Origin of the sequence: Streptomyces sp. BoleA5 (genome assembly GCF_000373665.1) — a bacterium.
GTDB lineage: Bacteria > Actinomycetota > Actinomycetes > Streptomycetales > Streptomycetaceae > Actinacidiphila.
This window is the reverse complement of the sequence record NZ_KB892097.1, coordinates 149,717-173,716: the sequence shown is the minus strand read 5'-3', so window position 1 is coordinate 173,716 and position 24,000 is coordinate 149,717. Positions and strand designations below refer to the sequence as shown.

The 24,000-nt window shown below is 72.3% G+C and carries 21 protein-coding genes and 1 tRNA gene; 15 read left to right on the top strand and 7 right to left on the bottom strand.

Annotation, left to right across the window (positions count from 1 at the left end):
* From B085_RS0113290 to metH, 4 genes are all read right to left on the bottom strand, one after another.
* Positions 1 to 413, bottom strand: a 413-nt coding sequence (locus B085_RS0113290; protein ID WP_234018560.1) for an ABC transporter substrate-binding protein, incomplete at its 3' end; no start/stop codon positions are given.
* 85 nt (positions 414 to 498) lie between these two features.
* The gene (locus B085_RS0113285) at positions 499 to 2,094 is read right to left on the bottom strand and encodes an ABC transporter substrate-binding protein (RefSeq protein ID WP_018559054.1); all 1,596 of its coding nucleotides are present in this window, start codon (positions 2,092 to 2,094) and stop codon (positions 499 to 501) included.
* Between the two features lie 384 nt (positions 2,095 to 2,478).
* Positions 2,479 to 3,180, bottom strand: coding sequence for an HAD family hydrolase (locus B085_RS0113280; protein WP_018559053.1), 702 nt, complete (start codon positions 3,178 to 3,180; stop codon positions 2,479 to 2,481).
* Between the two features lie 118 nt (positions 3,181 to 3,298).
* Entirely contained in the window at positions 3,299 to 6,805 is a 3,507-nt protein-coding gene (metH, locus tag B085_RS0113275) for a methionine synthase (protein ID WP_018559052.1), read from the bottom strand.
* 230 nt (positions 6,806 to 7,035) lie between these two features.
* Here metH and B085_RS0113270 point away from each other — a divergent pair, with 230 nt between their 5' ends.
* From B085_RS0113270 to B085_RS0113255, 4 genes are all read left to right on the top strand, one after another.
* A complete protein-coding gene (locus B085_RS0113270; RefSeq protein WP_018559051.1) occupies positions 7,036 to 7,800 on the top strand; it encodes an IclR family transcriptional regulator in 765 nt (254 codons plus the stop codon).
* 234 nt (positions 7,801 to 8,034) lie between these two features.
* A complete protein-coding gene (locus tag B085_RS0113265) occupies positions 8,035 to 8,817 on the top strand; it encodes an MIP/aquaporin family protein (protein WP_018559050.1) in 783 nt (260 codons plus the stop codon).
* Between the two features lie 40 nt (positions 8,818 to 8,857).
* The gene (glpK, locus tag B085_RS0113260) at positions 8,858 to 10,384 is read left to right on the top strand and encodes a glycerol kinase GlpK (protein WP_018559049.1); all 1,527 of its coding nucleotides are present in this window, start codon (positions 8,858 to 8,860) and stop codon (positions 10,382 to 10,384) included.
* A gap of 7 nt (positions 10,385 to 10,391) precedes the next feature.
* Complete coding sequence (locus B085_RS0113255) at positions 10,392 to 12,002, top strand: glycerol-3-phosphate dehydrogenase/oxidase (protein ID WP_018559048.1); 1,611 nt, start codon at positions 10,392 to 10,394, stop codon at positions 12,000 to 12,002.
* A gap of 54 nt (positions 12,003 to 12,056) precedes the next feature.
* Here B085_RS0113255 and B085_RS0113250 read toward each other — a convergent pair whose 3' ends face one another.
* Together B085_RS0113250 and B085_RS0113245 are read right to left on the bottom strand one after the other, a co-directional pair.
* A complete protein-coding gene (locus B085_RS0113250) occupies positions 12,057 to 12,884 on the bottom strand; it encodes an isocitrate lyase/PEP mutase family protein (RefSeq protein WP_018559047.1) in 828 nt (275 codons plus the stop codon).
* Positions 12,881 to 13,606 (bottom strand): ArsR/SmtB family transcription factor, encoded by a 726-nt coding sequence (locus B085_RS0113245; protein WP_018559046.1) that lies wholly within the window; start codon positions 13,604 to 13,606, stop codon positions 12,881 to 12,883. Before B085_RS0113245 ends, B085_RS0113250 begins: the two co-directional genes overlap by 4 nt.
* 134 nt (positions 13,607 to 13,740) lie before the next feature.
* On the opposite strand from B085_RS0113245, the gene B085_RS0113240 reads away from it, so the two are divergent.
* The 11 genes from B085_RS0113240 (at position 13,741) to B085_RS0113190 (ending at position 22,616) form a co-directional block, all read left to right on the top strand.
* Positions 13,741 to 14,127, top strand: coding sequence for a GntR family transcriptional regulator (locus tag B085_RS0113240; RefSeq protein ID WP_018559045.1), 387 nt, complete (start codon positions 13,741 to 13,743; stop codon positions 14,125 to 14,127).
* Entirely contained in the window at positions 14,124 to 15,032 is a 909-nt protein-coding gene (locus B085_RS0113235) for an ABC transporter ATP-binding protein (RefSeq protein ID WP_018559044.1), read from the top strand. Before B085_RS0113240 ends, B085_RS0113235 begins: the two co-directional genes overlap by 4 nt.
* Positions 15,029 to 15,904: a hypothetical protein gene (locus B085_RS0113230; RefSeq protein WP_018559043.1), complete on the top strand. Its 876-nt coding sequence runs from the start codon at positions 15,029 to 15,031 to the stop codon at positions 15,902 to 15,904. Before B085_RS0113235 ends, B085_RS0113230 begins: the two co-directional genes overlap by 4 nt.
* A 54-nt stretch (positions 15,905 to 15,958) precedes the next feature.
* Positions 15,959 to 16,726 carry a nucleoside phosphorylase gene (locus B085_RS0113225; RefSeq protein ID WP_018559042.1) on the top strand — a complete coding sequence of 256 codons (768 nt, stop codon included), beginning with the start codon at positions 15,959 to 15,961 and terminating at the stop codon, positions 16,724 to 16,726.
* The gene (locus B085_RS0113220) at positions 16,723 to 18,042 is read left to right on the top strand and encodes an amidohydrolase (RefSeq protein ID WP_018559041.1); all 1,320 of its coding nucleotides are present in this window, start codon (positions 16,723 to 16,725) and stop codon (positions 18,040 to 18,042) included. Before B085_RS0113225 ends, B085_RS0113220 begins: the two co-directional genes overlap by 4 nt.
* Entirely contained in the window at positions 18,039 to 18,662 is a 624-nt protein-coding gene (locus B085_RS0113215; protein ID WP_018559040.1) for a sulfite oxidase-like oxidoreductase, read from the top strand. The genes B085_RS0113220 and B085_RS0113215 overlap by 4 nt, the downstream gene beginning before the upstream one ends.
* On the top strand, positions 18,655 to 19,416 hold the full coding sequence (locus B085_RS0113210) for a ferredoxin reductase (RefSeq protein WP_018559039.1): 762 nt from the start codon (positions 18,655 to 18,657) through the stop codon (positions 19,414 to 19,416). Before B085_RS0113215 ends, B085_RS0113210 begins: the two co-directional genes overlap by 8 nt.
* Before the next feature lie 65 nt (positions 19,417 to 19,481).
* Positions 19,482 to 19,555: transfer RNA gene (locus B085_RS0113205), tRNA-Pro, on the top strand.
* 162 nt (positions 19,556 to 19,717) lie between these two features.
* Positions 19,718 to 20,389 carry a FadR/GntR family transcriptional regulator gene (locus B085_RS0113200; RefSeq protein ID WP_018559038.1) on the top strand — a complete coding sequence of 224 codons (672 nt, stop codon included), beginning with the start codon at positions 19,718 to 19,720 and terminating at the stop codon, positions 20,387 to 20,389.
* A 97-nt stretch (positions 20,390 to 20,486) separates the two neighbouring features.
* Entirely contained in the window at positions 20,487 to 21,527 is a 1,041-nt protein-coding gene (locus tag B085_RS0113195) for a hypothetical protein (protein ID WP_018559037.1), read from the top strand.
* Positions 21,528 to 21,677: 150 nt separating this feature from the next.
* Positions 21,678 to 22,616 (top strand): PAC2 family protein, encoded by a 939-nt coding sequence (locus tag B085_RS0113190; RefSeq protein ID WP_018559036.1) that lies wholly within the window; start codon positions 21,678 to 21,680, stop codon positions 22,614 to 22,616.
* A 99-nt stretch (positions 22,617 to 22,715) separates the two neighbouring features.
* Here B085_RS0113190 and mshC read toward each other — a convergent pair whose 3' ends face one another.
* Positions 22,716 to 23,945 carry a cysteine--1-D-myo-inosityl 2-amino-2-deoxy-alpha-D-glucopyranoside ligase gene (gene mshC, locus B085_RS0113185; protein WP_018559035.1) on the bottom strand — a complete coding sequence of 410 codons (1,230 nt, stop codon included), beginning with the start codon at positions 23,943 to 23,945 and terminating at the stop codon, positions 22,716 to 22,718.
* Between the last annotated feature and the right edge of the window lie 55 nt (positions 23,946 to 24,000).

Below are 24,000 nucleotides of genomic sequence, written 5' to 3'. Positions count from 1 at the left end.
AGGACCGCCGGACCGTTCTCGTCGTTGATCTTGATGGTGCGCTCGAAGGAGAACTTCACGTCCTCCGAGGTGAGCGCCTCACCGTTGCTGAACTTCAGGCCCCCGCGCAGCGTGCAGTCGAAGGTCTTGCTGGCCTCGTCGGTGAACTTGCAGCTCTCCGCGGCCTCGGGCTCGGGCTTGGTGGCGCCCTTGGGGAAACTGAGCAGCGACTGGAAGACGTTGTTGAACACGATCCAGGAGCCGACATCGTAACCGGCGGCCGGATCGACCGCGGTCACCTTGTCCGTGATGCCCATCGTGACGGACTTCCCGGTGGCCTCGCCGTCCGACCCTCCCGTACCACAGCCGGCGACCACGACTGCCGTCATGGTCGCGGAGAGCGGGAGCGCCAGTCGTTGGACTCGATTCCTCACGAGACTTCCCTCACTGCTTCGCGGTACGGGGCAGGCCCGTGCCGGCCGGACCGCGGGAAATTCCCGGGTCCGGCCGACCGGTGGCTCATCCTGTCACACCGCGACCAATCTCCCAGAACTGGGCGCTGGAAGAGGAGTTGAGGAACCATTCGGCTCCCGTGATGCCTTCGCGGCTGGCGACGAACTGCTTGTCCTGGTACAGCGGGATCATCGGGAGGTCCTGCGCGAGGACTTCCTGCATCTTCGCGAAGTCCTTGTCCGTCTTGCCGCGGTCCGCGGACCGGCGGGTGGCCGGCAGGAGCTGGTTCTTGATGGTCTCGCTCTTGTAGTTGAGGTCGAGGAATCCGTCGTCCGCGAAGAAGGGCGCGATGTAGGTCTCGGCGTCCGGGAAGTCGGGGAGCCAGCTGAGCGAGTAGGCGGCGAACTGCCCGGTGGCGGCACCCTTCAGGAACTTCTTCCAGGTGATCGGCTGGAGGCTCACGTCGAACAGCCCGGTGGACTCGAGCTGCTTCTTCAGGTTCTCGGCCTCCTCCTTGTCCGGCGTGGACGGGTGCTCCGTCGGGTAGGTCCAGGTGAACTTGACCGGGGTGCTGATGCCCGCGGCGGACAGCACCTGGGCGGCCTTGTCGCGGTCGGGCTCGCCGTACGCGTTGAAGTACGAGTTGGTGTGGCCGGTGATGCCGGTCGGGACGGCGCCGAACAGCGGGGTCGCGGTGCGGCCGGTCACGTCGCGCGTGAGGCTGTCGCGGTCGAGGAGGCGGGCGATGGCCTCACGGACGGCCTCGTCCTTCACCGAGGGGTCCTCGACGTTGAAGAACATGTAGCGGGCCGCGAGACCCGGGGTCTCGGTCAGCTTGACGTTCTCGACGGTGTCCTGCGCGATCTCGTTGATCTGGTCCGACTCGAGGGTGCGGTTCACCAGGTCGACGTCACCGGCGGCGAGAGCCTTCATCATCTCGGTGGCCGAGGAGAAGAAGTGGACCTCGACCTTCTCGTTGTTGCGCTTGCCGATCAGGCCCGTGTAGTTCGGGTTCGCGCTGAGGACGGCCTTGCCGTCCTTCCACGAGTCCAGCTTGTACGGGCCGGAGCCCTCCATCTTCAGGCCCTTGAGCGGCTCGGTGGCGCTGTAGACCTCGCTGTCGACGATGGCCGCGGCCGGGGTCGCCAGCTTGTAGGGGAAGGTGGCGTCGGAGGACTTGAGGTGGAAGACGACGGTCTTCGGGTCAGGGGCCTCGACGCTGTCGATGTTCACCAGGAGGCTCGCCGGGCCGATGTCGCTGTTGATCTTCAGCACGCGGTCGACCGAGAACTTGACGTCCTCCGAGGTGAGCGCGTGGCCGTTGGCGAACTTCAGGCCGTCCCGCAGCGTGCAGCGGTACGTCTCCGACTTGGTGTCGGAGAAGGTGCACGACTTGGCGGCGTCGGGCTCGGGGGTGCTGGAGCTGCGGGTGTAACCGAGCAGCATCTGGAAGGTGTTGTTCAGGAAGCTGTACGTGCCGCCGTCGTACGCCGTGGCCGGGTCGAGGGGGGAAGGCTGGTCCGCGGACATCTCGAGGGGGTCCGTGGAGCCGATGACGATCGCGTCACCGCCACCGCCACCACCGGTCGAGTCGCCGCATCCGGCGAGTACGGGCGCGGCGAGGCCCAGCAGCGCCGGCAGCACCAGTAGCTTGCGATTCATCCTCGTTGTTCTCCCTCTTCCGGCCCTTGGCCGTGCAGTGTTGAGCGGGGCGACGATACCCGCAATTGCCGGGCACCGGCATTCCGGCGGACCGCCCCCGAACACGAAGAAGTTGAGCCCACGTCACGGGCGGATAACAGGGCGCGGCGCACCGAAATCCGGACAGCGGAACGAACAGCGCGCGGCTCCTCAATCCGGACACAACCCCACCGACTTCACCGCATTTTGACGGTCCGAAGCACGCTCCGCGCGCGCTGTCGACACCCGCAGATGTGAAAAGTATCACGCTCCGCCGTACCGGCCGGTAAACAATTCGGCGCTCCGAATCGTCACGGAAAATAGCCGGGCAACCGCCCAGAGTTTCCGTTCAATTCACGGCGACGCTCAGTGAACGGTTGTAATCAGAGAGCGCAGAAAGGGTACGTCGACGCGTTCCAGGGAGGTCACCACGGTCCGCCCGGAGGCCGGGGCGATGGCGGCGATGGACGGCACCGCGACGACGTGGCAGCCGGCCGCCTCGGCGGCCGCGACACCGGTGGGGGTGTCCTCGACGACCACGCACCGTGCGGGGTCCGCGCCGAGCCGCGCGGCGGCGAGCAGGTAGGGGTCGGGGTGCGGCTTGGTCCGCTCGATCTCGTCCCCGGCGAGGGAGAAGGCGAAGTGCTGGGAGCCGAGGGAGAGCATGACGGCGTCGATGATACGCCGGTGGGAGGCGGAGACCAGGGCGGCGGGCACGCCGTGGGCGGCCAGGTCGGTGAGCAGGCGCCGGGCGCCCGGCATCAGCGGCACGCCGCGGCCGATGAGCTCGACGAAGCGCAGGTTGATCAGGGTGGACAGCTCGGCGAGCGTGGCGTCCGCCCCGGTGACCGAGATGAGGTGTCCCAGACTGCGGGCCATGGGGCCGCCGACGACGACCTCGCGGTGGGTGTCGTCCAGGACGTGGCCGAGTTCCGCGAAGACCTCGACCTCCGCGTTCCACCAGAAGCCCTCGGTGTCGACCAGCGTGCCGTCCATGTCCAGGAGCACGGCCTGCAGGCCCGCCTCGCGGGCCGGCCGGATCTCGGTGGCGGGAATACCGCTCGTCATGCGCCCCACTCCTCTGCTGCCAGGGGGCACAAAGGCCGGTCGCCTCGCGCCCGGGTGGTGGGGGCGTGCGACCGGCCAGGTGCCGTATCGGACCGTCAAGTGTACGACGTACGTCGGACTACCGCGCGTTGAAGTACTTGGCCTCCGGGTGATGGATGACGATCGCGTCGGTGGACTGCTCCGGATGGAGCTGGAACTCCTCCGAGAGGCGGACCCCGATCCGCTCGGGCTCCAGCAGCTCCGCGATCTTGGCGCGGTCCTCCAGGTCGGGACAGGCGCCGTAGCCGAGCGAGAAGCGAGCGCCCCGGTACTTCAGGGCGAACATGTCCTCCATCGCGCCCGGGTCCTCCCCCGCGAAGCCGAGTTCCGCGCGGACCCGGGCGTGCCAGTACTCGGCCAGGGCCTCGGCGAGCTGGACGGACAGCCCGTGCAGTTCGAGGTAGTCGCGGTAGGCGTCGGCGGCGAAGAGCTCGTTGGCCGCCTCGGAGATCCGGTTGCCGACGGTGACGACCTGCAGGCCGACGACGTCGGTCTCGCCGGACTCCTCGGGCCGGAAGAAGTCGGCCAGGCACAGCCGGCGGCCGCGGCGCTGGCGCGGGAAGGTGAAGCGGGTCCGCTCGGTGCCGTCCTCGTGGAGGATGATCAGGTCGTCGCCCTTGGAGACGCAGGGGAAGTAGCCGTGGACGACGGCCGCCTCGAGCAGCCCCTCGCTCTGCAGCCGGTCCAGCAGCCCGCGCAGCCGCGGGCGGCCCTCGGTCTCCACCAGTTCCTCGTACATGGGGCCGCCGGCCCGGGACTGCTTGAGCCCCCACTGGCCCTTGAACAGGGCGCCCTCGTCCAGCCAGGACGCGTAGTCCTTGAGCGGGATGCCCTTGACGACGCGGGAGCCCCAGAACGGCGGGGCGGGCACCGGGTTGTCGACGGCGACGTCGGAACGGATCTGGCCCCGGTTCTCCTCGGGCTCGGGCACGACGCTCTCACGTGCCGCCACGCGGCGCTGCTTGAGTTCGGGGAGGGTGGCGCCGGGTACCCCGCGCTTGACGGCGATGAGGGCGTCCATCAGGCGCAGTCCCTCGAAGGCGTCGCGGGCGTAGCGGACCTCGCCCGCGTACAGCTCGTGGAGGTCCTGCTCGACGTAGGCCCGGGTGAGCGCCGCGCCGCCGAGGATGACGGGGTAGCGGGCGGCGAGGCCGCGCTGGTTCAGCTCCTCCAGGTTCTCCTTCATGATCACCGTGGACTTGACCAGCAGGCCGGACATGCCGATGACGTCGGCCGAGTGCTCGTCGGCGGCGTCGAGGATCGCCGAGACGGGCTGCTTGATGCCGAGGTTGACGACGTTGTAGCCGTTGTTGGACAGGATGATGTCCACGAGGTTCTTGCCGATGTCGTGGACGTCGCCGCGGACGGTGGCCAGCACGATGGTGCCCTTGCCGGAGGCGTCGGACTTCTCCATGTGCGGTTCGAGGTGGGCGACGGCCGTCTTCATCACCTCGGCCGACTGCAGGACGAACGGCAGCTGCATCTGGCCGGAGCCGAAGAGCTCGCCGACGACCTTCATGCCCTCCAGGAGGGTGTCGTTGACGATCTCGAGGGCGGGCCGCGTCGTCAGGGCCTCGTCGAGGTCCTCCTCCAGGCCGTTCTTCTCGCCGTCGACGATGCGCCGCTGCAGGCGCTCCTCCAGCGGCAGCGCGGCCAGTTCCTCGGCGCGGCTCGCCCGGACGGACTTGGTGTCGACCCCCTCGAAGAGCTCCAGGAAGCGCTGCAGCGGGTCGTAGCCCTCGCGGCGCCGGTCGTGCACCAGGTCCAGGGCGACCTCGCGCTGCTCCTCGGGGATGCGGGCGATCGGCAGGATCTTGGAGGCGTGCACGATCGCCGAGTCAAGGCCGGCCTCGACGCACTCGTGGAGGAAGACCGAGTTCAGCACCATGCGGGCGGCCGGGTTGAGGCCGAAGGAGATGTTGGACAGGCCGAGCGTGGTCTGCACGTCCGGGTGGCGGCGCTTGAGCTCGCGGATCGCCTCGATGGTGGCGATGCCGTCCTTGCGGGACTCCTCCTGCCCGGTGGCGATGGTGAAGGTCAGGCAGTCGACGATGATGTCGCTCTCTGCGATGCCCCAGTTGCCGGTCAGGTCCGCGATGAGCCGCTCGGCCACGGCCACCTTGGCCTGCGGGGTGCGGGCCTGGCCCTCCTCGTCGATGGTGAGGGCGATCAGCGCGGCGCCGTGCTCGGCAGCGAGGCGGGTGGTGCGGGCGAAGCGGGAGTCGGGGCCGTCGCCGTCCTCGTAGTTGACGGAGTTGATCACGGCGCGGCCGCCGAGCTTCTCCAGGCCGGCGCGGAGCACCTCGGGCTCGGTGGAGTCCAGCACGATCGGCAGGGTGGAGGCGGTGGCCAGCCGTCCGGCGATCTCGTTCATGTCGGCGACGCCGTCCCGGCCGACGTAGTCGACGCACAGGTCGAGCAGGTGGGCGCCCTCGCGGATCTGGTCCCGCGCCATCTCCACGCAGTCGTCCCAGCGGCCGTCGAGCATGGCCTCGCGGAACTTCTTGGAGCCGTTGGCGTTGGTCCGCTCGCCGATGGCCAGGTAGGAGGTGTCCTGGCGGAAGGACACGGTCTGGTAGAGCGAGGAGGCGCCCGGCTCGGGGCGCGGCGTCCGGGGGGTGACCTCGTGGCCGCGGACGCGTTCGACGACCTGGCGCAGGTGCTCGGGGGTGGTGCCGCAGCAGCCGCCGACCAGGGAGAGCCCGTACTCGCGGACGAAGGCCTCCTGGGCGTCGGCGAGGCCCTCGGGGCCGAGCGGGAAGTGTGCGCCGTCCTTGCCGAGGATGGGCAGTCCCGCGTTGGGCATGCAGGAGATCCCGACGCGGGCGTGGCGGGCGAGGTAGCGCAGGTGCTCGCTCATCTCGGCGGGGCCGGTGGAGCAGTTCAGGCCGATGGTGTCGATGCCGAGCGGTTCGAGCGCGGTCAGCGCGGCGCCGATCTCGGAGCCCAGCAGCATGGTGCCGGTGGTCTCGACGGCGACCTGGACGAAGAGCGGCAGGTCGAGTCCGGCCTCGGCGAGGGCCTCCTTGGTGCCGAGCACTGCGGCCTTGATCTGCAGCAGGTCCTGGCAGGTCTCGACGAGCAGGGCGTCGGCGCCGCCCGCGACCAGACCGGCGGCGTTCTGCCGGAAGCCCTCCTTCAGGACGGCGTAGTCGACGTGGCCGAGCGTCGGCAGCTTGGTGCCGGGCCCGATGGAGCCGATGACCCAGCGCTGGCGGCCGTCCCGGGCGGTGAACTCGTCGGCGGCCTCGCGGGCGATGCGGGCGCCGGCCTCGGACAGCTCGACGATGCGGTCGGCGATGTCGTACTCGCCGAGGGCGGAGAAGTTCGCGCCGAAGGTGTTGGTCTCCACGCAGTCCACGCCGACGGCGAAGTACTCGCGGTGGACGGAGGCGACGATGTCGGGGCGGGAGACGTTGAGGACCTCGTTGCAGCCCTCGTGTCCCTCGAAGTCGTCAAGGGTGGGATTCTGCGCCTGGAGCATCGTGCCCATCGCCCCGTCGGCGACGACCACCCGGGTCGCCAGGGCCTCTCGCAGTGCTGCGCCTCGGGCACCGCTCGTGGACGGAAGGGACGGCTGGGCCATGGGTGTGCTCCCTGGAGTGCGACGGCTGTCGGCTTGGTGTGCGCCGGTCCTACTGGTACACACCAGGCCAGCGTAGCCAAGACCCCGGATTCCGCCGCAGGGCATTCCGAGGGGCGGACGGCGGTGCGACACTCTTCTCTGGGATGATGACGGTCGGCATCGTCTGCCATCGTTCAGCATTGTCGAATCATGCAAACCGGCGCGTGGTCGTTCTTACGGAGGGGTTGTTCATGCCAGGTCCCATCCAGTCGCTCGCCAGGGCGGCCGCGATCCTGCGCCTGCTGGCCGGCGGAGAGCGCAGGCTCGGCCTGTCGGACGTGGCCTCCTCCCTGGGTCTGGCGAAGGGCACCGCGCACGGCATCCTGCGCACGCTGCAGCAGGAGGGCTTCGTCGAGCAGGACCCGCTCTCCGGCCGCTACCAGCTGGGGGCGGAGCTGCTGCGGCTGGGCAACAGCTACCTGGACGTGCACGAGCTGCGGGCCCGCGCCCTGGTGTGGACCGACGACCTGGCGCGCTCCAGCGGCGAGGCCGTCTACCTGGGCGTGCTGCACCAGCAGGGGGTGCTCATCGTCCACCACGTCTTCCGTCCCGACGACAGCCGGCAGGTGCTGGAGGTCGGGGCGATGCACCCGCTGCACAGCAGCGCGCTCGGCAAGGTGCTGTCGGCCTACGACCCGGTCGCGCACAGCGAGGCGGCCGAGCTGAAGCGGGAGCCGCTGACCGCGCGCACCGTCACCGACGACGCGGCGTTCGAGGGTGTGCTCGATCTCACCCGCGCCCGTGGCTGGAGCGCCGACCTGGAGGAGACCTGGGACGGTGTGGCGTCCATCGCCGCCCCCATCCACGACCGGCACCGCATGACCGTGGGGGCGGTGGCCGTCACCGGCGCGGTCGAACGGGTCTGCGCGGACGGCGAGATCAGGCCCCAACTGGTCGCTGCGGTACGGGACTGCGCCAGGGCGGTCTCCCGCGACCTGGGTGCCGGCCGCTTCTGACGGCCGGCCGGACGCGCCGACTCGGAGACCTTTCCGCAACCTGACGAACCCTTGACGGGTCCGGTCACGCAGGAGAACACTCTCGTTCGACGGTCGACATTGTCGAACACCAGCCGACGGAGTCGGTAAGGTGTACGTAACCGTGGGACCGCCGAGGGCCTGGTGACAGGCCCACGGACTCCGGAACGGGACCGGGGTCCGCCTTCCCCTGGACGAAGGACAAAGGAGTCGCGAGTGTCCAGCGACCACATCTTCATCGGCGAGACCATCGGTACCGCTGTTCTGATCCTCCTCGGCGGCGGCGTCTGCGCGGCTGTCACCCTCAAGAGTTCCAAGGCCCGTAACGCCGGCTGGGTGGCCATCACCTTCGGTTGGGGCTTCGCGGTCCTGGCCGGCGCCTACATCTCGGGTTCCCTCTCCGGCGCCCATCTGAACCCCGCGGTCACGATCGGTCTCGCGATCGACAGCGGCGAGTGGAGCAAGGTCCCGGTCTACCTGGCCGGCCAGATGCTCGGCGCGATGATCGGCGCGACCCTGGTGTGGATCACCTACTACGGCCAGTTCCAGGCCCATCTGACCGACGCCGAGATCACCGGCGGTCCGGGGGCGCAGGCCACCGCGGCGGCCGAGAAGCAGACCACGGGCCCCGGCCCGGTGCTGGGCATATTCTCCACCGGCCCCGAGATCCGCAACGTCGCGCAGAACCTCGCCACGGAGATCATCGGCACCTTCGTCCTGGTGCTCTTCATCCTGACCCTCGGCCTCACCAAGGGCCTCGCGGTCTCCGGTACCGGCACCCTGATGGTCGCACTGGTCGTCGTCGGCATCGGCCTCTCGCTGGGCGGGCCGACCGGATACGCCATCAACCCCGCACGCGACCTCGGTCCGCGCATCGTGCACGCCCTGCTGCCGCTGCCCAACAAGGGCGGCTCCGACTGGCGCTACGCCTGGATACCCGTCGTCGGCCCGATCGTGGGTTCGGCCCTCGCCGCCGGCCTCTACAAGATCGCATTCTGAGAAGCAGCCCCCGACATCCCAAGGACCTGAGGAGCACACCGTGACCGACGCCCACACCACAGGCCCGTTCATCGCGGCCATCGACCAGGGCACCACGTCCTCGCGCTGCATCATCTTCGACAAGGACGGCCGGATCGTTTCCGTCGGCCAGAAGGAGCACGAGCAGATCTTCCCCAAGCCGGGGTGGGTCGAGCACGACGCGGCCGAGATCTGGACCAACGTGCAGGAGGTCGTCGAGGAGGCGGTCAGCAAGGCCGGTATCACCTCCGCCGACGTCAAGGCGATCGGCATCACCAACCAGCGCGAGACCACCGTCCTGTGGGACAAGAACACCGGCGAGCCGGTGCACAACGCCCTGGTCTGGCAGGACACCCGTACGGACGCCCTGTGCAAGGAGCTCGGCCGCAACGTCGGGCAGGACCGCTTCCGCCGCGAGACCGGCCTGCCGCTGGCCTCCTACTTCGCCGGTCCGAAGATCCGCTGGCTGCTCGACAACGTCGAGGGCCTGCGCGAGCGCGCCGAGGCCGGCGAGATCCTCTTCGGCACCATGGACAGCTGGGTGATCTGGAACCTCACCGGCGGTGTCGACGGCGGGCACCACGTCACCGACGTGACCAACGCCTCCCGCACGCTGCTGATGAACCTGCACACCCTCGACTGGGACCAGAAGATCCTGGAGTCGATCGGCGTCCCCGCCGCGGTGCTGCCGGAGATCCGCTCCTCCGCCGAGGTGTACGGCTCCGCCGCCTCCGGAGCCCTGGCCGGCGTGCCGGTGGCCTCCGCGCTCGGCGACCAGCAGGCGGCCCTGTTCGGCCAGACCTGCTTCTCCGAGGGCGAGGCCAAGTCCACCTACGGCACCGGCACCTTCCTGCTGATGAACACCGGCGAGAAGCCGATCAACAGCTACAACGGCCTGATCACCACCGTCGGCTACCGCATCGGCGACCAGAAGCCGGTGTACGCCCTGGAGGGCTCGATCGCGGTCACCGGTTCGCTGGTGCAGTGGATGCGCGACCAGATGGGCCTGATCAAGACCGCGGCCGAGATCGAGACCCTGGCACTGTCGGTCGAGGACAACGGCGGCGCCTACTTCGTGCCGGCCTTCTCCGGTCTGTTCGCCCCGTACTGGCGTTCCGACGCCCGCGGTGTGATGACCGGCCTCACCCGCTACGTCACCAAGGCGCACATCGCCCGCGCGGTGCTGGAGGCGACCGCCTGGCAGACCCGCGAGATCGTCGACGCGATGACCAAGGACTCGGGCGTGGAGCTCACCGCGCTCAAGGTCGACGGCGGCATGACGGCGAACAACCTGCTGATGCAGACCCTCGCCGACTTCCTGGACGCACCCGTCGTGCGCCCGCTGGTCGCCGAGACCACGTGCCTGGGCGCGGCCTACGCCGCCGGCCTGGCCGTCGGCTTCTGGTCCGACACCGACGAACTGCGCGCCAACTGGCGCCGGGCCGCCGAATGGACCCCCCGTATGGACGAGGGCACCCGCGACCGCGAGTACAAGAACTGGCTCAAGGCCGTCGAGCGCACCATGGGCTGGATCGAAGAGGAGAAGTGAACCGATCATGACCACCCTGCAGCGCGTCCCGGCTCTCGGGACGCATCCGACCGCCGGCCGCAACCCGGGCCGCGCCGAGACCCGGGAACTGCTGAGCCGCGCCACCTACGACCTGCTGGTCGTCGGCGGCGGCATCCTGGGCACCTCCGTGGCATGGCACGCCGCGCAGTCGGGGCTGCGGGTCGCGATGGTGGACGCCGGCGACTTCGCCGGCGCCACCAGCTCCGCCTCCTCCAAGCTCGTGCACGGCGGCCTGCGCTACCTGCAGACCGGCGCGGTCAAGCTGGTGGCGGAGAACCACATGGAACGGCGGGTCCTGGCCAGGGACGTGGCTCCGCACCTGGTCAACCCGCTCACCTTCCATCTGCCGGTCTACCGGGGCGGCCCGGTCGGGGCCGCCAAGCTCGGGGCGGGCGTCTTCGCCTACTCGGCGCTGTCCGCCTTCGGCGACGGGGTGGGCCGGGTCATCTCCCCGGCCAGGGCCGCGGCCGCCAACCCCGCCCTGCGCACGGAGAACCTCAAGGCCGTCGCCGTCTACTACGACCACCAGATGAACGACTCGCGGATGGCGGTCATGACGGTGCGCGCCGCCGTCGAGGCGGGTGCCGTCGTCCTCAACCACGCCGAGGTCACCGGTCTTCGCTTCACGCACGGCCGGGTCACCGGCGCCGAACTGAAGGACCGCCTGGACGGCACCGAGTTCGGCGTCGACGCGCGGCTGGTGCTCAACGCGACCGGCCCGTGGGTCGACCACCTGCGGCGGATGGAGGACAAGGGCGCCGCTCCCAGCATCCGGCTGTCCAAGGGCGCCCACATCGTCCTGAAGCGCAAGGCCCCGTGGCGGGCCGCCATGGCGACCCCGATCGACAAGTACCGCATCACCTTCGCCCTGCCCTGGGAGGACCAGCTCCTGCTGGGCACCACCGACGAGGAGTACACCGGCGACCCGGCCGACGTGCGGGCCACCGAGGCCGACATCAGCCAGATCCTGGACGAGGCCGCCCACTCGGTGCGGGACGAGCACCTGTCCCGCGACCTGATCACCTACGCCTTCGCCGGCCTGCGGGTGCTGCCCGGCGGCCCGGGGGGCGTGGAGAAGGCCAGGCGCGAGACGGTCGTGACCGAGGGCAGCGGCGGCATGCTGTCGGTCGCGGGCGGCAAGTGGACCACGTACCGGCACATCGGGCGCACGGTCATGGCCAAGCTCGCCAAGCTGCCCGGCGGCCCGCTGAACGAGGACATGGAGCCGCTGGACCGCCTGCCCCGGCGGGTCCCGCTGCCGGGCGTCGCCAACCCCAACGCGGTCGCCCACCGGCTGCTGGTGGACCGGGAGCCGGGTCAGCGCCTCGACCCGCTCACGGCCCGTCACCTGGCCACCCACTACGGCGCGCTGTCCTTCGACATCGCCCGGCTCGCCAACGAGGACCCCGCGCTCGGCGAGCGGATACACCCGGACGGCCCGGAGATCTGGGCCCAGGTCGTGTACGCCCGCGACCACGAGTGGGCGCAGACGGCGGACGACGTGCTGCGTCGCCGCACCACCCTGACGGTGCGCGGCCTGGACACCGCGGACGTCCGGGAGCGCGTCGAGTCGCTGCTGGCCGGCCGGCGCGACTGACACCCCCCGACCCGTGGGCCCGGGCGCCCCGGGGTGAGCGGAAGACCTCCCCGCTCACCCCGGACGCCCGCGCCGCCGCGTCTCCGGCGGGACGTAGGCGGCCGCCAGGTCCTGGGCGTCGGCGTACGAGGGCAGGCCCACCGGGAGCGGCGCGCCCTCCAGGGCGCGGCCGGCGGTGTCCACGGCGGCGTGGAGCGCGGCGCGGAAGAGCAGTGAGCCGGTGCTGACGCGGCTCACCCCGAGGGCGGCGAGGCGGGAGAGCCCCGGGCCGCCCTGCGGGAGCAGGACGTTGAGCGGGGCACCGAGTCCGTCGGCGAGCGCGGCGATGGGGCCCTCGTGGGCCAGGCCGGGCACGAAGATCCCGTCGGCGCCGGCCGCGAGGTAGGCGGCGGCGCGGCGGCGGGTCTCGTCCCGCGGGTCCTCGGGTGTGCCGAGCCAGTGGGTGTCGGTGCGGGCGTTGACGAAGAGCCCGGGAGCGGTGCGCTTGATCGCCGTGATCAGCTCGCACTGCAGCGCGGGGTCGTTCAGGCCCGCTCCCCCGGGAAGGCCGTCCTCGATGTTGACGCCGGCGACGCCCAGCCGTTCGAGGTCGGCGGCGAGTTCGGCGACGTCCTCGGGCGTGGGGCCGAAGCCGCCCTCGATGTCGACGCTGACCAGCACGGGCAGCCGGACGAGGTCGCGGGCGAGCCACAGGGTCGTCTCCCGGGTGGCGCCGGCCGCGTCCGGCAGGCCCGCGGCGGCGGCCACGCCCAGGCTGGTGGTGCCGATCGCGGGAAAGCCGCGGGCGGCGAGGGCGGCGGCGGAGGCGCGGTCCCAGGCATTGGGCAGGAAGAGCGGGCGGCCGGGCCGGTGGAGGGCGCGGAAGGCCTCGAAGCGGTTCATGCGGCGGGTGCCTCCAAGGCGTCGGGCGCGATGCCCAGATGGGTGTGGAGGGCCGTGCGGCCCCGCGCGGTGAGCCGCAGCGCCCGGCCGCTGCCGATGCGTACGCACCAGCCCGAGGCGAGGGCGTGTCCGCACAGCGCGGCCCCTGCGACGCCCGCGAGGTGCGGGCGGCGCTCCGTCCAGTCCAGGCAGGGCCGGGCGAGCGGACGGCGGCCGGTGCGTGCGGCGGCCAGGTCGACTCCGAGTCCGGTGAACCACCGCACGCCCTCGTCGGTGAGGGCGAAGCCGGTGCTCTGGTCGAGCAGTCCGCGCCGGGTCAGGGCGTCGGTGACGAGGATGCCCAGGCGTCCGGCGAGGTGGTCGTAGCAGGTCCGGGCGCGGGCCATGGCGCTCCGGGCGCCCGCCTGGGCGAGGGTGCGGGGCGCGGTGGCCGGTGGCCCGGCGTGCGCGGCGAGGTCCTCGACGAGTTGCGCGGTACGGGCGTCGGCGAGGCGTACGTAGCGGTGCCGGCCCTGGCGCTCCTCGGCGAGCAGCCCGCCGGTGACGAGCCGCCCGAGGTGCTCGCTGGCGGTCGAGGGCGCCACTCCCGCGTATTGGGCCAGCTCCCCCGCGGTCCAGGCCCGGCCGTCGAGCAGCGCCAGGCACATCACGGCCCGCGTCTCGTCCGCGAGCAGCGCCGCGAGGGCGGCGAGGGCACTTCCGGCGTGGTCGTCTCGCACCATGTCCCCAGGATGCGCCCCGGACGTTTCGGCGCACGCCGAAGTGTCGTGGGTGCCCTCCGCCGTCCGCGGCTTGACAGGACGTCAGCCCAGGCCCCACCCTTTCACCACTTGCTTAGTGAAAGGGTGTTTCGCGCATGGTCGAGTTCCGCATCGACCGCCGCAGCGGGGTCGCCACGTACCTCCAGATCGTCCAGCAGACCAAACAGGCCCTGCGGCTGGGGCTCCTGGAGCCCGGCGACCGGCTGCCGACGGCCCGCGAGGTCGTCGAGGCGACCGCCGTCAACCCCAACACCGTGCTCAAGGCGTACCGCGAGCTGGAGCGCGAGGGCCTGGTGGAGGCGCGCCGCGGCCTGGGCACCTTCGTCCAGAAGTCGCTGGGCGCCGGCCCGGCCGACTCGCCGCTCGCGGGCGAACTGGCCGACTGGATGCGCCGTGCGCGCACCGCGGGCCTCGACCGCGAGGACGCGGCGGCGTTGTTCCAGTCCGTATTGGACCGTGAGTTCTCCGAGGGGGAGAGATGAATCAGGAAGCGGCCGCCGTCGAGGCGGCCGGGCTCGGCATGCGCTACGCGTGGGGCCGGGACCACGTACTGCGCGACTGCACCTTCCGGCTGCCCGCCGGCCGGATCTGCGCGCTCGTCGGCCCCAACGGGGCGGGCAAGTCGACACTGCTCGCGCTCGCCGCCGGGCTGCTGCGCCCCACCGAGGGGGAGCTTCGCGTGTGCGGCACGAGCCCCGGCGCCGCCCGCGCACGGCTCGCCTACGTCGCCCAGGACAAGCCGCTCCATCCGCAGCTCACCGTGGCGGCGACGCTGCGGCTCGGCGCCGAGCTCAACCGCGGCACCTGGGACCGGGAGGCCGCCGAACGCGTCGCGTACGGCAGCGGCCTGACTCCCGGCGCGCGCGTCCGCGCCCTCTCCGGCGGGCAGCGCACCCGCGTGGCGCTCGCCCTGGCGCTGGGCAAGCGGGCCGAAGTACTGCTCCTGGACGAGCCGACGGCCGATCTCGACCCGCTCTCCCGCCATGAGCTGACCGGTGCCCTCATGGCCGCGGCGGCGGAGCACGGCACCACCGTCGTGATCTCCTCGCACGTCGTCGCCGAACTGGACGGCGTCTGCGACCACCTGCTGCTGCTCGGCGAGGGCCGCGTCCGGCTGGCGGGCGACACCGACGACCTGCTCGCCGCACACCGCCTGCTCACCGGCACCGGCGCGGACTTCCGGCCGCACACCGTCGTCGAGGAGCGCCCCAACGGGCGCGGGCGCACCGCGCTGGTCCGCGCCGGCGGAGCGCTGGAGGACGGTGACTGGCTGGTGGAGGAGCCCACCCTGGAGGAACTGGTCCTCGCCCATCTGCGCAACCCCGGGGCGCCCGCCCTGCTCACCGCCGACGCCACGCCCGCACGCCGCCAGGAGATCGCCGTATGACCGCCGTCGCCCCCGCCCCCCGCCCGCCGCTCCTGCGCGGTCTGCCCTGGTCGGTGGTACGGCTGCACCGCACAGCGCTGTGGCTGTGGATCGGGTTCTTGGCGGCCGGGACCGGCTGGCTCCTTCGCGCCCTGTGGCTGACCGCCGGGGACGAACGGTACGACCCCGCCTGCACTCCGCGCTGCATCGACCCGGAACCCTTCGACGCCTACATACCCCTCCAGCTGCAGGGCCGCGTGATGGCGCTCCTTCCCCTCGCGGTCGCGCTGTTCGCCGGTGGGGCCCTCGTCGGCCGGGAACTGGAGCGGGGGACCGCCGCCCTCGCGTGGGTCCAGTCGGTCACCCCCACGCGCTGGCTCGCCGCCAAGCTCGCCGTACCGGCCCTGCTGCTGACCAGCGGCACGACCGGCCTGACGCTGCTCTTCCGGTGGGTGTGGAGCACGGGCCACCCCGAGGACCGCCCCAGCTGGTACGAGAACGACATCTTCCTCTCCACCGGCCCGGCCCTGGTCGCGCACGTGCTGCTCGCCCTGGTGCTGGGCGCCCTGGCCGGGATGCTGAGGCGGCGCACACTCAGCGGACTGGGCCTGGCCTTCTTCGGCACCTCCCTCGTGCTCGTCACGGCGGGGCTCTACCGCTCCGCGCTGTGGCCGCGGGTCAGGACCGGGCTCGCCCACGTCGGTGCCTCGGACTGGTCAATGGACCGAGTGGCCAAGCCCGCGGACGGTGTGGGGTTCGGCGATGCCGAGGTGTTGGTCCACCCCGCCTCGCACTACTGGCCGCTGCAGCTCGTCGAGACCGGCATCGTGCTGGCCCTCGCCGCCCTCGCCTGCTGGGCCGCCTTCGCGCTGCTCCGCCGCCGGACGGCCTGAGCCGGGGCCATAGGGTGATCCGCACAGCATCGTCCCGCCCGGCCCGGAGGCCCGATGACCACGGATCAGCTGCCCATCTCCCGCATCCCGCGACGCGGCCTGCCCGCGCACGCGGTCGTCGTGGGCGATCCGGCGCGCTCGGCGGAGGTCGCCGCCCTGCTCACGGACCCGCGTGAGGTGTCGCACCATCGCGAGTACCGCACCTTCACGGGTACCTGGAAGGGCACTCCTGTCGTGGTGTCCTCGCACGGGGTCGGCGGGCCGGGCGCCATGTGCCTGTTCCAGGAGCTGGCGGAGGCCGGCGTCGGCACGATCCTGCGCCTCGGCACGGCCGGCGCCATCCGCACCGGCATAGGCGACGGCGACCTGGTGATCGCCGAGGCCGCGGTGCGGGACGACGGCGTGACGCAGCAGCTGCTGCCGCCGGAGTACCCGGCGTTCGCCGCGCCGGAGGCGGTGCTGGCGCTGCAGCGGGCGGCGCGGGCGACGGGGGCGCCGCACCACCGGGGCGTGGTGTGGACACGTGCGGCCTTCCAGCCGGGATTCCTGCCGCTGCCCGGCGCGGCGTACGCGGCGGCCGGCATCGCCGCGATCGAGATGGAGCTGTCGGCGCTGCTGGTACTGGCCTCGACGCGCGGACTGGTGGCCGGCGGGGCGCTGGTCGTCGACGGCGCCAACGCCGACGACCTGGTCGACCTGGAGGCCACCGGCGGCTACGACCCGCACCGGGCGGTGGTCGCCGAGGGGGTCGCCCGCGGCAGCCGGGTAACGTTGGACGCCTTGCATCTGCTGGCCACCGAGTACGGAAGCGACGAGAAGTGAGCGCTCAGGACGCCGATCTGCTGGTGCACGGCGGCGATGTGCTGACCGTCGACGCGGCGGGCACCGTCGTCACCGACGGCGCGGTCGCCGTACGGGACGGCGAGATCGTCGCCGTCGGCCCGGCGGAGGAGGTGCGCGCGGCCCACCGCGCCGCCGAGGAGATCGACGCGACGGGGTGCCTGGTGCTCCCTGGGCTGGTCAACACCCACACCCATCTGGCGATGACCCTGCTGCGGGGCTGCGCCGACGACGTCGACCTGCAGGAGTTCCTGGCCCGGGTGATCCCCCGCGAGGCCGAGCTGCTCTCGCCGCGGGCGGTGGCCGCGGGCGTGCGGGTCGCCGTGGCGGAGAGCGTACGGGCCGGCGTCACCACGGGCCTGGACATGTACTGGTTCCACGAGGCCGCCGAGGAGGCCGCGCGGGCGGCGGGCTGGCGGCTGCTGGCCGGACCGACCTTCATGGACGTGCCCGGGCCGCCGGACGGCCGCCCGTACGGCGACCGCATGGCCTGGGCCGCGGCCGACCTGGCCGCGCGCACCGCCCCCGTGCCGGGCACCCGGCCGGTGGTCTTCGCGCACAGCGCCTACACCCTCGGCCCCGAGCAGCTCGTCGCGATCGCCTCGCTCGCCCGCGAGCACGGCGCGCTGCTGCACATCCACGCCGCGGAGAACGCCGCCGAGGTCGCGATGGTGGTCGAGGCGCACGGCAAGCGGCCGGTCGAGCTGCTGGACTCGCTCGGTGTCCTCGGGCCCGACGTGCTGCTGGCGCACGCCGTGGACCTGACCGACGGCGAGATAGCCGCCCTGGCCAGGTCCGGCACGTCCGTCGCGCACTGCCCGGTATCCAACCTGAAGCTGGGCTGCGGCATCGCGCGCGTCCCCGAACTGCTGGCCGCCGGGGTCACCGTCGGCCTCGGCACGGACGGCGTGGTGAGCTCCAACACCCTCGACGTGCTGGGCGCGGTGCGGGCCGCGGCGCTGGTGCACAAGGCAGGCGGCGACCCGACCGCCGTCGGCGCGCAGCAGGCGGTACGGATGGCGACGATCGAGGCCGCCCGCGCGCTGGGCCTCGCCGACCACCTCGGGTCCTTGGAGCCGGGCAAGCGCGCCGACCTGGCCGTCCTCGACCTCGGCGGGCCGCACCTCGCGCCGCGCCACGACCCCTGGTCGATGCTGGCGTACGCGGCCGCGGCCGCGGACGTACGGGACACCGTCGTCGACGGCCGGGTCCTGATGCGCGACCGGGTGCTGCTGACCCTCGACGAACCGGCCGCCCTGCGCGAGCTGGAGGCGCTGGAGCGGGAGCACCCCGCATGACCTCCGCCGTCGAACCCACGCGCGGCTTCACCGGGCGCAGCCGTGCCGCCGGCCGCGATCCGCGGCTGCCTCCCGGCCAGTACGACGCCCGCGACACCTGGCCGGTCCTGTCCGCCGAGGTCACGCCCACGATCGCCACCGGGGACTGGACGTTCCGGGTGGACGGCCTGGTGGACGGCCCGCGCACCTGGGACTGGGACGCGGCGCACGCGCTGCCCGGCTCCGAGTACCGGGGCGACATCCACTGCGTGACCGGCTGGTCCAAGTTCGGCGTGCGCTTCGGCGGGGTGTCGGTCGACGCCTTCCTCGAGGCGGCGCGCCCCTCCCCCGCCGCCACCCATGTCGTCGCCTGGTCCCACACCGGCTACGCCGCCAACCTGCCGCTCGCGGACGTCACCGGCGGCCGCGCCTGGATCGTCTGGGAGTACGACGGCGCGCCGCTCGCCCCCGAGCACGGCGGCCCGGCACGGCTGGTCGTCCCGCACCTGTACTTCTGGAAGAGCACGAAGTGGATCGCGGGGCTGCGCCTGCTCGACCACGACGAGTCCGGCTTCTGGGAGCAGAACGGCTACCACCACCGGGGCAATCCCTGGCAGGAGCAGCGCTACGCCCATGACTGACCTCGTCGCCCCCGCGCCCGCCCCGGCGTTCGTCCCGCCCGCCCGGTTCGCGGTCCCCGGCCGGATCGCCGTGCCCGAGGCCGCGTCGTCGGTCTGGCGACGTGCGGTGATCACTCAGATCCGCCGGGAGACCCCGCGCGCCGCCACCTTCCGGCTCGCGGTGCCCGGCTGGGCGGGCCATCTGCCCGGCCAGTACCTGACGCTGCGCCTCACGGCCCCCGACGGCTACACGGCGCAGCGCAACTACTCGGTCGCCTCCGCCCCCGACGCCTCCGGCCACATCGAGCTGACGCTCGACCACGTGGCCGGCGGCGAGGTCTCCGGGCACCTGCACACCGTGGCCCGGCCGGGTGACGCCGTCGAGGTCCGCGGCCCGCACAGCGGCTTCTTCGCCTGGACCGGGGACCACCCGGCGCTGCTGCTGGGCGCCGGATCGGGTGTCGTCCCGCTGATGTCGATGGTGCGCCACCACCGGCTGCGCGGTCTTGACGTGCCGCTGCGGCTGATCGTCTCGGCCCGCACCCGCGAGGACCTGATCTACGGCGCCGAGTACGGCCCGGAGACGCAGGTGCTGCTCACCCGCGCCGAGGGCCGCCTCACCGCCGCCCACCTGGCCCCGCTGCTGGCCGATCCGCCGCCGGGCGGCTGGGAGGCGTACGTGTGCGGCGGCAACGGTTTCGCCGAGCACGCCTCGCGCCTGCTGGCGGCCGGCGGGCAGCCGCTGGACCGGATCCGGATCGAGCGATTCGGCTGATCAGCGAGGTTCGGGTATTCTCCTCTTTACGTGATCTTCCGGGGCAGCGCTCCGGGAGAGCTCACCGGGACGTGGCGCAGCTTGGTAGCGCACTTGACTGGGGGTCAAGGGGTCGCAGGTTCAAATCCTGTCGTCCCGACGGTGATGTCGCAGGTCACAGGCCGTGTTCGCAGCAGCGGACACGGCCTTCGCGTGCTCGGCGGCCCCTCGGCGGGATCCCTTTCCCGCGGAAGGCCACCGGCCTCGGGTGGTGCGGGCATAATGGCCCGATACATCGGATGTCCGGGGAGGCGAGGGGCTCATGGCGGTCACCGACGAGGCGATCGAGAAGATCAAGGAGATGATCGTCTCCGGCGCGCTGCGCCCCGGCGACCGGCTCCCCAAGGAGAGCGAACTCGCCGCGGATCTCGGGCTGTCGCGCAATTCCCTGCGCGAGGCGGTCCGCGCGCTGTCCCTGATCAGGATCCTGGACGTACGCCAGGGCGACGGCACCTATGTCACCAGCCTGGACCCGCAGTTGCTGCTGGAGGCGCTGAGCTTCGTGGTGGACTTCCACCGCGACGACACCGTCCTGGAGTTCCTCGCGGTGCGCCGCATCCTGGAGCCCGCGGCCACGGCGATGGCGGCCACGCGCATCGCCGATTCCCAGCTGGAGGCCCTGACCGACCAGTTGGAGGCGCTGGGGACGGCGCCGTCGGTCGAGGAACTGGTCGCGTGCGACCTGGAGTTCCACCGGGGCATCGTGCAGGCCTCGGGCAACTCGGTGCTGTGCTCGCTGCTGGACGGGCTGTCCGGGCCGACCACACGGGCCCGGATCTGGCGCGGGCTGACGCAGGAGGACGCGGTCAGCCGCACCCTGCACGAGCACCGGGCCATCCTGGCGGCCCTGCGCGACCGGGACGCGGAGGCCGCGCGGTCCTGGGCGACCGTGCACGTCGCCAGCGTGGAGCAGTGGCTGCGCTCCACGCTCTGAGACCCGGCGGGTCCCCGGCGGATCCCGCCGGCGGGCGAACCGCGCCGTGCCGGGGTGCGTCCGGTCCTTCGTAAGAGTGATCGAGAAGAGGGATCGGATGAATCCACGCTTCAGGCTGCGCTTGCGCCGCCCCTCGGCCCGTACGCTGCGCCGCGGCGCGCTGCTGGTCGTGCTCGCCGTCCTCCTCCCGGTGCTCGCCGCCGGGGTCGCCCTGCGCCTGGAGTACACCGGCGACGCTTCCGGTGCCGGCGGCAACCGCGACCGGAACGCGGTGTGGCTGGGCCACGCCTGGATCGACGGGGAGCGGGACGGGGCCGACCTCGATGCGCTGGCCCGGAAGTTGCGCGGCAGCGGCACCCGGGACCTGTACGTGCACACCGGGCCCCTGGAGTTCGACGGCAGCCTCGACGCAGGGCTGTACCCGGGCGCGCGGGACATGATCGACCGGATGCACACGGTGCTGCCGGGGGTCCGCGTCCAGGCGTGGCTCGGCCAGGTCCTGTCGCACGACGGTTCCGAGGGCCTGCACCTGGACGACCCGGCGGCCCGAGCCCGGATACGGGACAGCGCCGCCCAGGTCCTGGCGGCCGGGTTCGACGGGGTGCACCTGGACCTGGAGCCGATGTACTCCGACGACCGCGGGTTCCTCGCGCTGCTGGACTCGGTGCACCGGCTCACCGCCGCCCGCGGCGTGCCGCTGTCGGTCGCGACCCACCAGATCGACCCGCTCCCCTCCCTGCACTCGGTCAGCGGCCCGCTGTTCAATCACCCCAAGTGGTGGTCCCAGCACTACTTCGGGGAGGTGGCCCGGCGCGTGGACCAGGTCGCGATGATGACCTACGACACCGCCCTGCCGCTGGAGGGCCTGTACGGCGGCTACGTGGCCCAGCAGACCGCGCTCGCCCTGGAGGTGACGCCGCAGGGGACCGACCTGCTCGTCGGCCTGCCCGGGTACCACACGAACAACCTGGGCCGCCATGCCTGGGCCGAGACCGTCACGGCCGCCGTGCGCGGCGCCCGGCTCGGCCTCGCCCGTGAGGCGCCCTCCCGTGAGCGCTTCGGTCTCGCGCTGTACGTCGACTTCGCCGCGACCCCGGCCGACTGGGCCGCGTACCGCTCCGCGTGGAGCGGTGGCTGACCGGACGCGTACCTCCGATGACTCTGGGGATCATCCCCCTACGAAGGCGGCGGCACCTGTCCCGCGAAGCCGTAGGCTGGTGCAGCACGCGAAGGAACGGCAGCCGGCGGGGGTGGCACCATCCCCCTTCCGGCCGGAAGGAGGCGCTGGGTGATCGAGCTCGAGGGGGTTCCCGAGCTGATCGACCCGGTCATGGTGGCCGCGTTCGAGGGCTGGAACGACGCCGGGGACGCCGCCTCCGCCGCGGTCGGGCATCTGGACCGGGAGTTCAAGGGCGAGGTGTTCGCCGCGCTGGACGCCGAGGACTACTACGACTTCCAGGTCAACCGCCCCACGGTGTGGATGGACGGCGGAGCACGGCGGATCACCTGGCCCACCACGCGGCTGTCCGTCATCCGCATCGAGACCCCCAAGCCACGTGACCTCGTCCTCGTACGGGGCATCGAGCCCAGCATGCGCTGGCGCTCTTTCTGCAACGAGATCCTGGGCTTCGCCCATGAGCTCGGCATCGAGATGGTGGTCGTGATGGGCGCCCTCCTGGGCGACACCCCGCACACCCGTCCGGTGCCGGTCACGGCCGTCACCTCCGACCCGGACCTGGCGACCGCGCTCAGCCTGGAGGAGTCCCGCTACGAGGGCCCCACCGGCATCGTCGGCATCCTCCAGGAGGCCTGCACCCACGCCGGCATCCCGGCGGTCAGCCTGTGGGCGGCCGTGCCGCACTACGTGTCGCAGCCGCCGAACCCGAAGGCGACCCTGGCGCTGCTCAACCGTCTGGAGGACCTGCTGGACCTGCGCATCCCGCTCGGCGAGCTGCCGGAGGACGCGCGCGCCTGGCAGGTCGGCGTGGACCAGCTGGCGGCCGAGGACAGCGAGGTCGCCGAGTACGTCCAGACGCTGGAGGAGGCCCGCGACACGGCGGAGCTTCCGGAGGCCTCGGGCGAGGCCATCGCCCGCGAGTTCGAGCGCTATCTGCGGCGCCGCGACCCGCAGGCGGGCGAGTCCGACGCGGGCCCCTACCTGCGGGACATGTCGCAGAAGCCCAAGGACGACCGGGACGAGAAGGAGGACGGCGCCGACGGGGAGTGACCCGCGCGGCGCCGCCCCGGGGAAACCCGGGCAGTCATGGAAGCGGCCCGGCCGCCGCCCCGCACAGGGGGCGGCGGCCGGGCCGTTTCCGCGCGAGTGTCAGAGCGCGACGCCGAGCAGCGCGTCCACGGCGCGGGAGACCAGGCCGGGGGCGCCGGTGTCCGTGCCGCCCTCGGTCTCCTGCCGGGCGGCCCACCGGTCCACGGCGGCAAGCGCGGCGGGGGCGTCCAGGTCGTCGGCGAGCGCCTCGCGGATCTCCTCCACCAGCGCGTCGGCCGGCGGGCCGTCGGGCCGCGAGACGGCGGCGCGCCAGCGGGCCAGGCGCTCCACCGCGTCGGAGAGCACCGCGTCGGTCCACTCCCAGTCCTCGCGGTAGTGGTGGGCGAGCAGGCTGAGCCGTATGGCCGCCGCGTCCACCCCGTCGCGGCGCAGCTGGGAGACGAAGACGAGGTTGCCCTTGGACTTGGACATCTTCTCGCCGTGCAGCGCGACCATGCCGGCGTGCACATAGGCCTTCGCCATGGGGAACTCGCCGGTGAGCACCTGGGCGTGCGAGGCGCCCATCTCGTGGTGCGGGAAGGCGAGGTCGGAGCCGCCGCCCTGCACGTCGAAGCCCATGCCGAGGTGGTCCAGGGCGATGGCGACGCACTCGATGTGCCAGCCGGGGCGGCCCCGGCCCAGGCTTCCGCCGTCCCAGCTGGGCTCCCCCTCGCGGGCGGCGAGCCACAGGATCGGGTCGACGGGGTTCTTCTTGCCCGGGCGGTCCGGGTCGCCGCCCCGCTCGGCCGACAGCGCGCGCATCGCGGCCGCGTCCAGGTGGGACACGCCGCCGAAGTGCGGGTCGGAGCCGACGTGGAAGTAGATGTCGCCGTCCAGTTCGTACGCGGCGCCGGCCTGGCGCAGCCGCTCGACCAGCGGGACGATCCCCGGGATGGCCTCGACCGCGCCGATGTAGTGGGCGGGCGGCAGCATCCGCAGGGCGGTCATGTCCTCGCGGAAGAGGGTCGTCTCGCGCTCGGCGAGGGCCGTCCAGTCCTCGCCGGTCTTGTCGGCGCGCTCCAGCAGCGGGTCGTCGACGTCGGTGACGTTCTGGACGTACTGGACCTGGCGCTTCGTGTCGAGCCACACCCGCTGCACGAGGTCGAACGCGTTGTAGGTGGCCGCGTGACCCATGTGGGTGGCGTCGTAGGGGGTGATCCCGCACACGTAGATGCGGGCGACCGGACCGGGGCTCAGGGTTACCGGGCCACCGGTCGCGGTGTCGTGGAGGCGGAGGTCGCGCCCGGTGCCCGGGAGGGCAGGGACGTCGGAAGCGGGCCAGGCATGCATGTCATGAGATTAACCGCCCGCGTGATCCACAAACGACCGGTGGGCGCTCGCGACG

Bases quoted from the DNA above. Each gene is read 5' to 3' on its own strand.
- B085_RS0113200 (WP_018559038.1), top strand. From the start codon at position 19,718: ATGGCGGTCACCGACGAGGCGATCGAGAAGATCAAGGAGATGATCGTC.
- mshC (WP_018559035.1), bottom strand. From the start codon at position 23,945: ATGCATGCCTGGCCCGCTTCCGACGTCCCTGCCCTCCCGGGCACCGGG.
- B085_RS0113230 (WP_018559043.1), top strand. From the start codon at position 15,029: ATGACCGCCGTCGCCCCCGCCCCCCGCCCGCCGCTCCTGCGCGGTCTG.
- B085_RS0113255 (WP_018559048.1), top strand. From the start codon at position 10,392: ATGACCACCCTGCAGCGCGTCCCGGCTCTCGGGACGCATCCGACCGCC.
- B085_RS0113280 (WP_018559053.1), bottom strand. From the start codon at position 3,180: ATGACGAGCGGTATTCCCGCCACCGAGATCCGGCCGGCCCGCGAGGCG.
- B085_RS0113250 (WP_018559047.1), bottom strand. From the start codon at position 12,884: ATGAACCGCTTCGAGGCCTTCCGCGCCCTCCACCGGCCCGGCCGCCCG.
- B085_RS0113225 (WP_018559042.1), top strand. From the start codon at position 15,959: ATGACCACGGATCAGCTGCCCATCTCCCGCATCCCGCGACGCGGCCTG.
- B085_RS0113240 (WP_018559045.1), top strand. From the start codon at position 13,741: ATGGTCGAGTTCCGCATCGACCGCCGCAGCGGGGTCGCCACGTACCTC.
- B085_RS0113235 (WP_018559044.1), top strand. From the start codon at position 14,124: ATGAATCAGGAAGCGGCCGCCGTCGAGGCGGCCGGGCTCGGCATGCGC.
- B085_RS0113210 (WP_018559039.1), top strand. From the start codon at position 18,655: ATGACTGACCTCGTCGCCCCCGCGCCCGCCCCGGCGTTCGTCCCGCCC.
- B085_RS0113245 (WP_018559046.1), bottom strand. From the start codon at position 13,606: ATGGTGCGAGACGACCACGCCGGAAGTGCCCTCGCCGCCCTCGCGGCG.
- B085_RS0113285 (WP_018559054.1), bottom strand. From the start codon at position 2,094: ATGAATCGCAAGCTACTGGTGCTGCCGGCGCTGCTGGGCCTCGCCGCG.
- B085_RS0113270 (WP_018559051.1), top strand. From the start codon at position 7,036: ATGCCAGGTCCCATCCAGTCGCTCGCCAGGGCGGCCGCGATCCTGCGC.
- B085_RS0113215 (WP_018559040.1), top strand. From the start codon at position 18,039: ATGACCTCCGCCGTCGAACCCACGCGCGGCTTCACCGGGCGCAGCCGT.
- B085_RS0113195 (WP_018559037.1), top strand. From the start codon at position 20,487: ATGAATCCACGCTTCAGGCTGCGCTTGCGCCGCCCCTCGGCCCGTACG.
- metH (WP_018559052.1), bottom strand. From the start codon at position 6,805: ATGGCCCAGCCGTCCCTTCCGTCCACGAGCGGTGCCCGAGGCGCAGCA.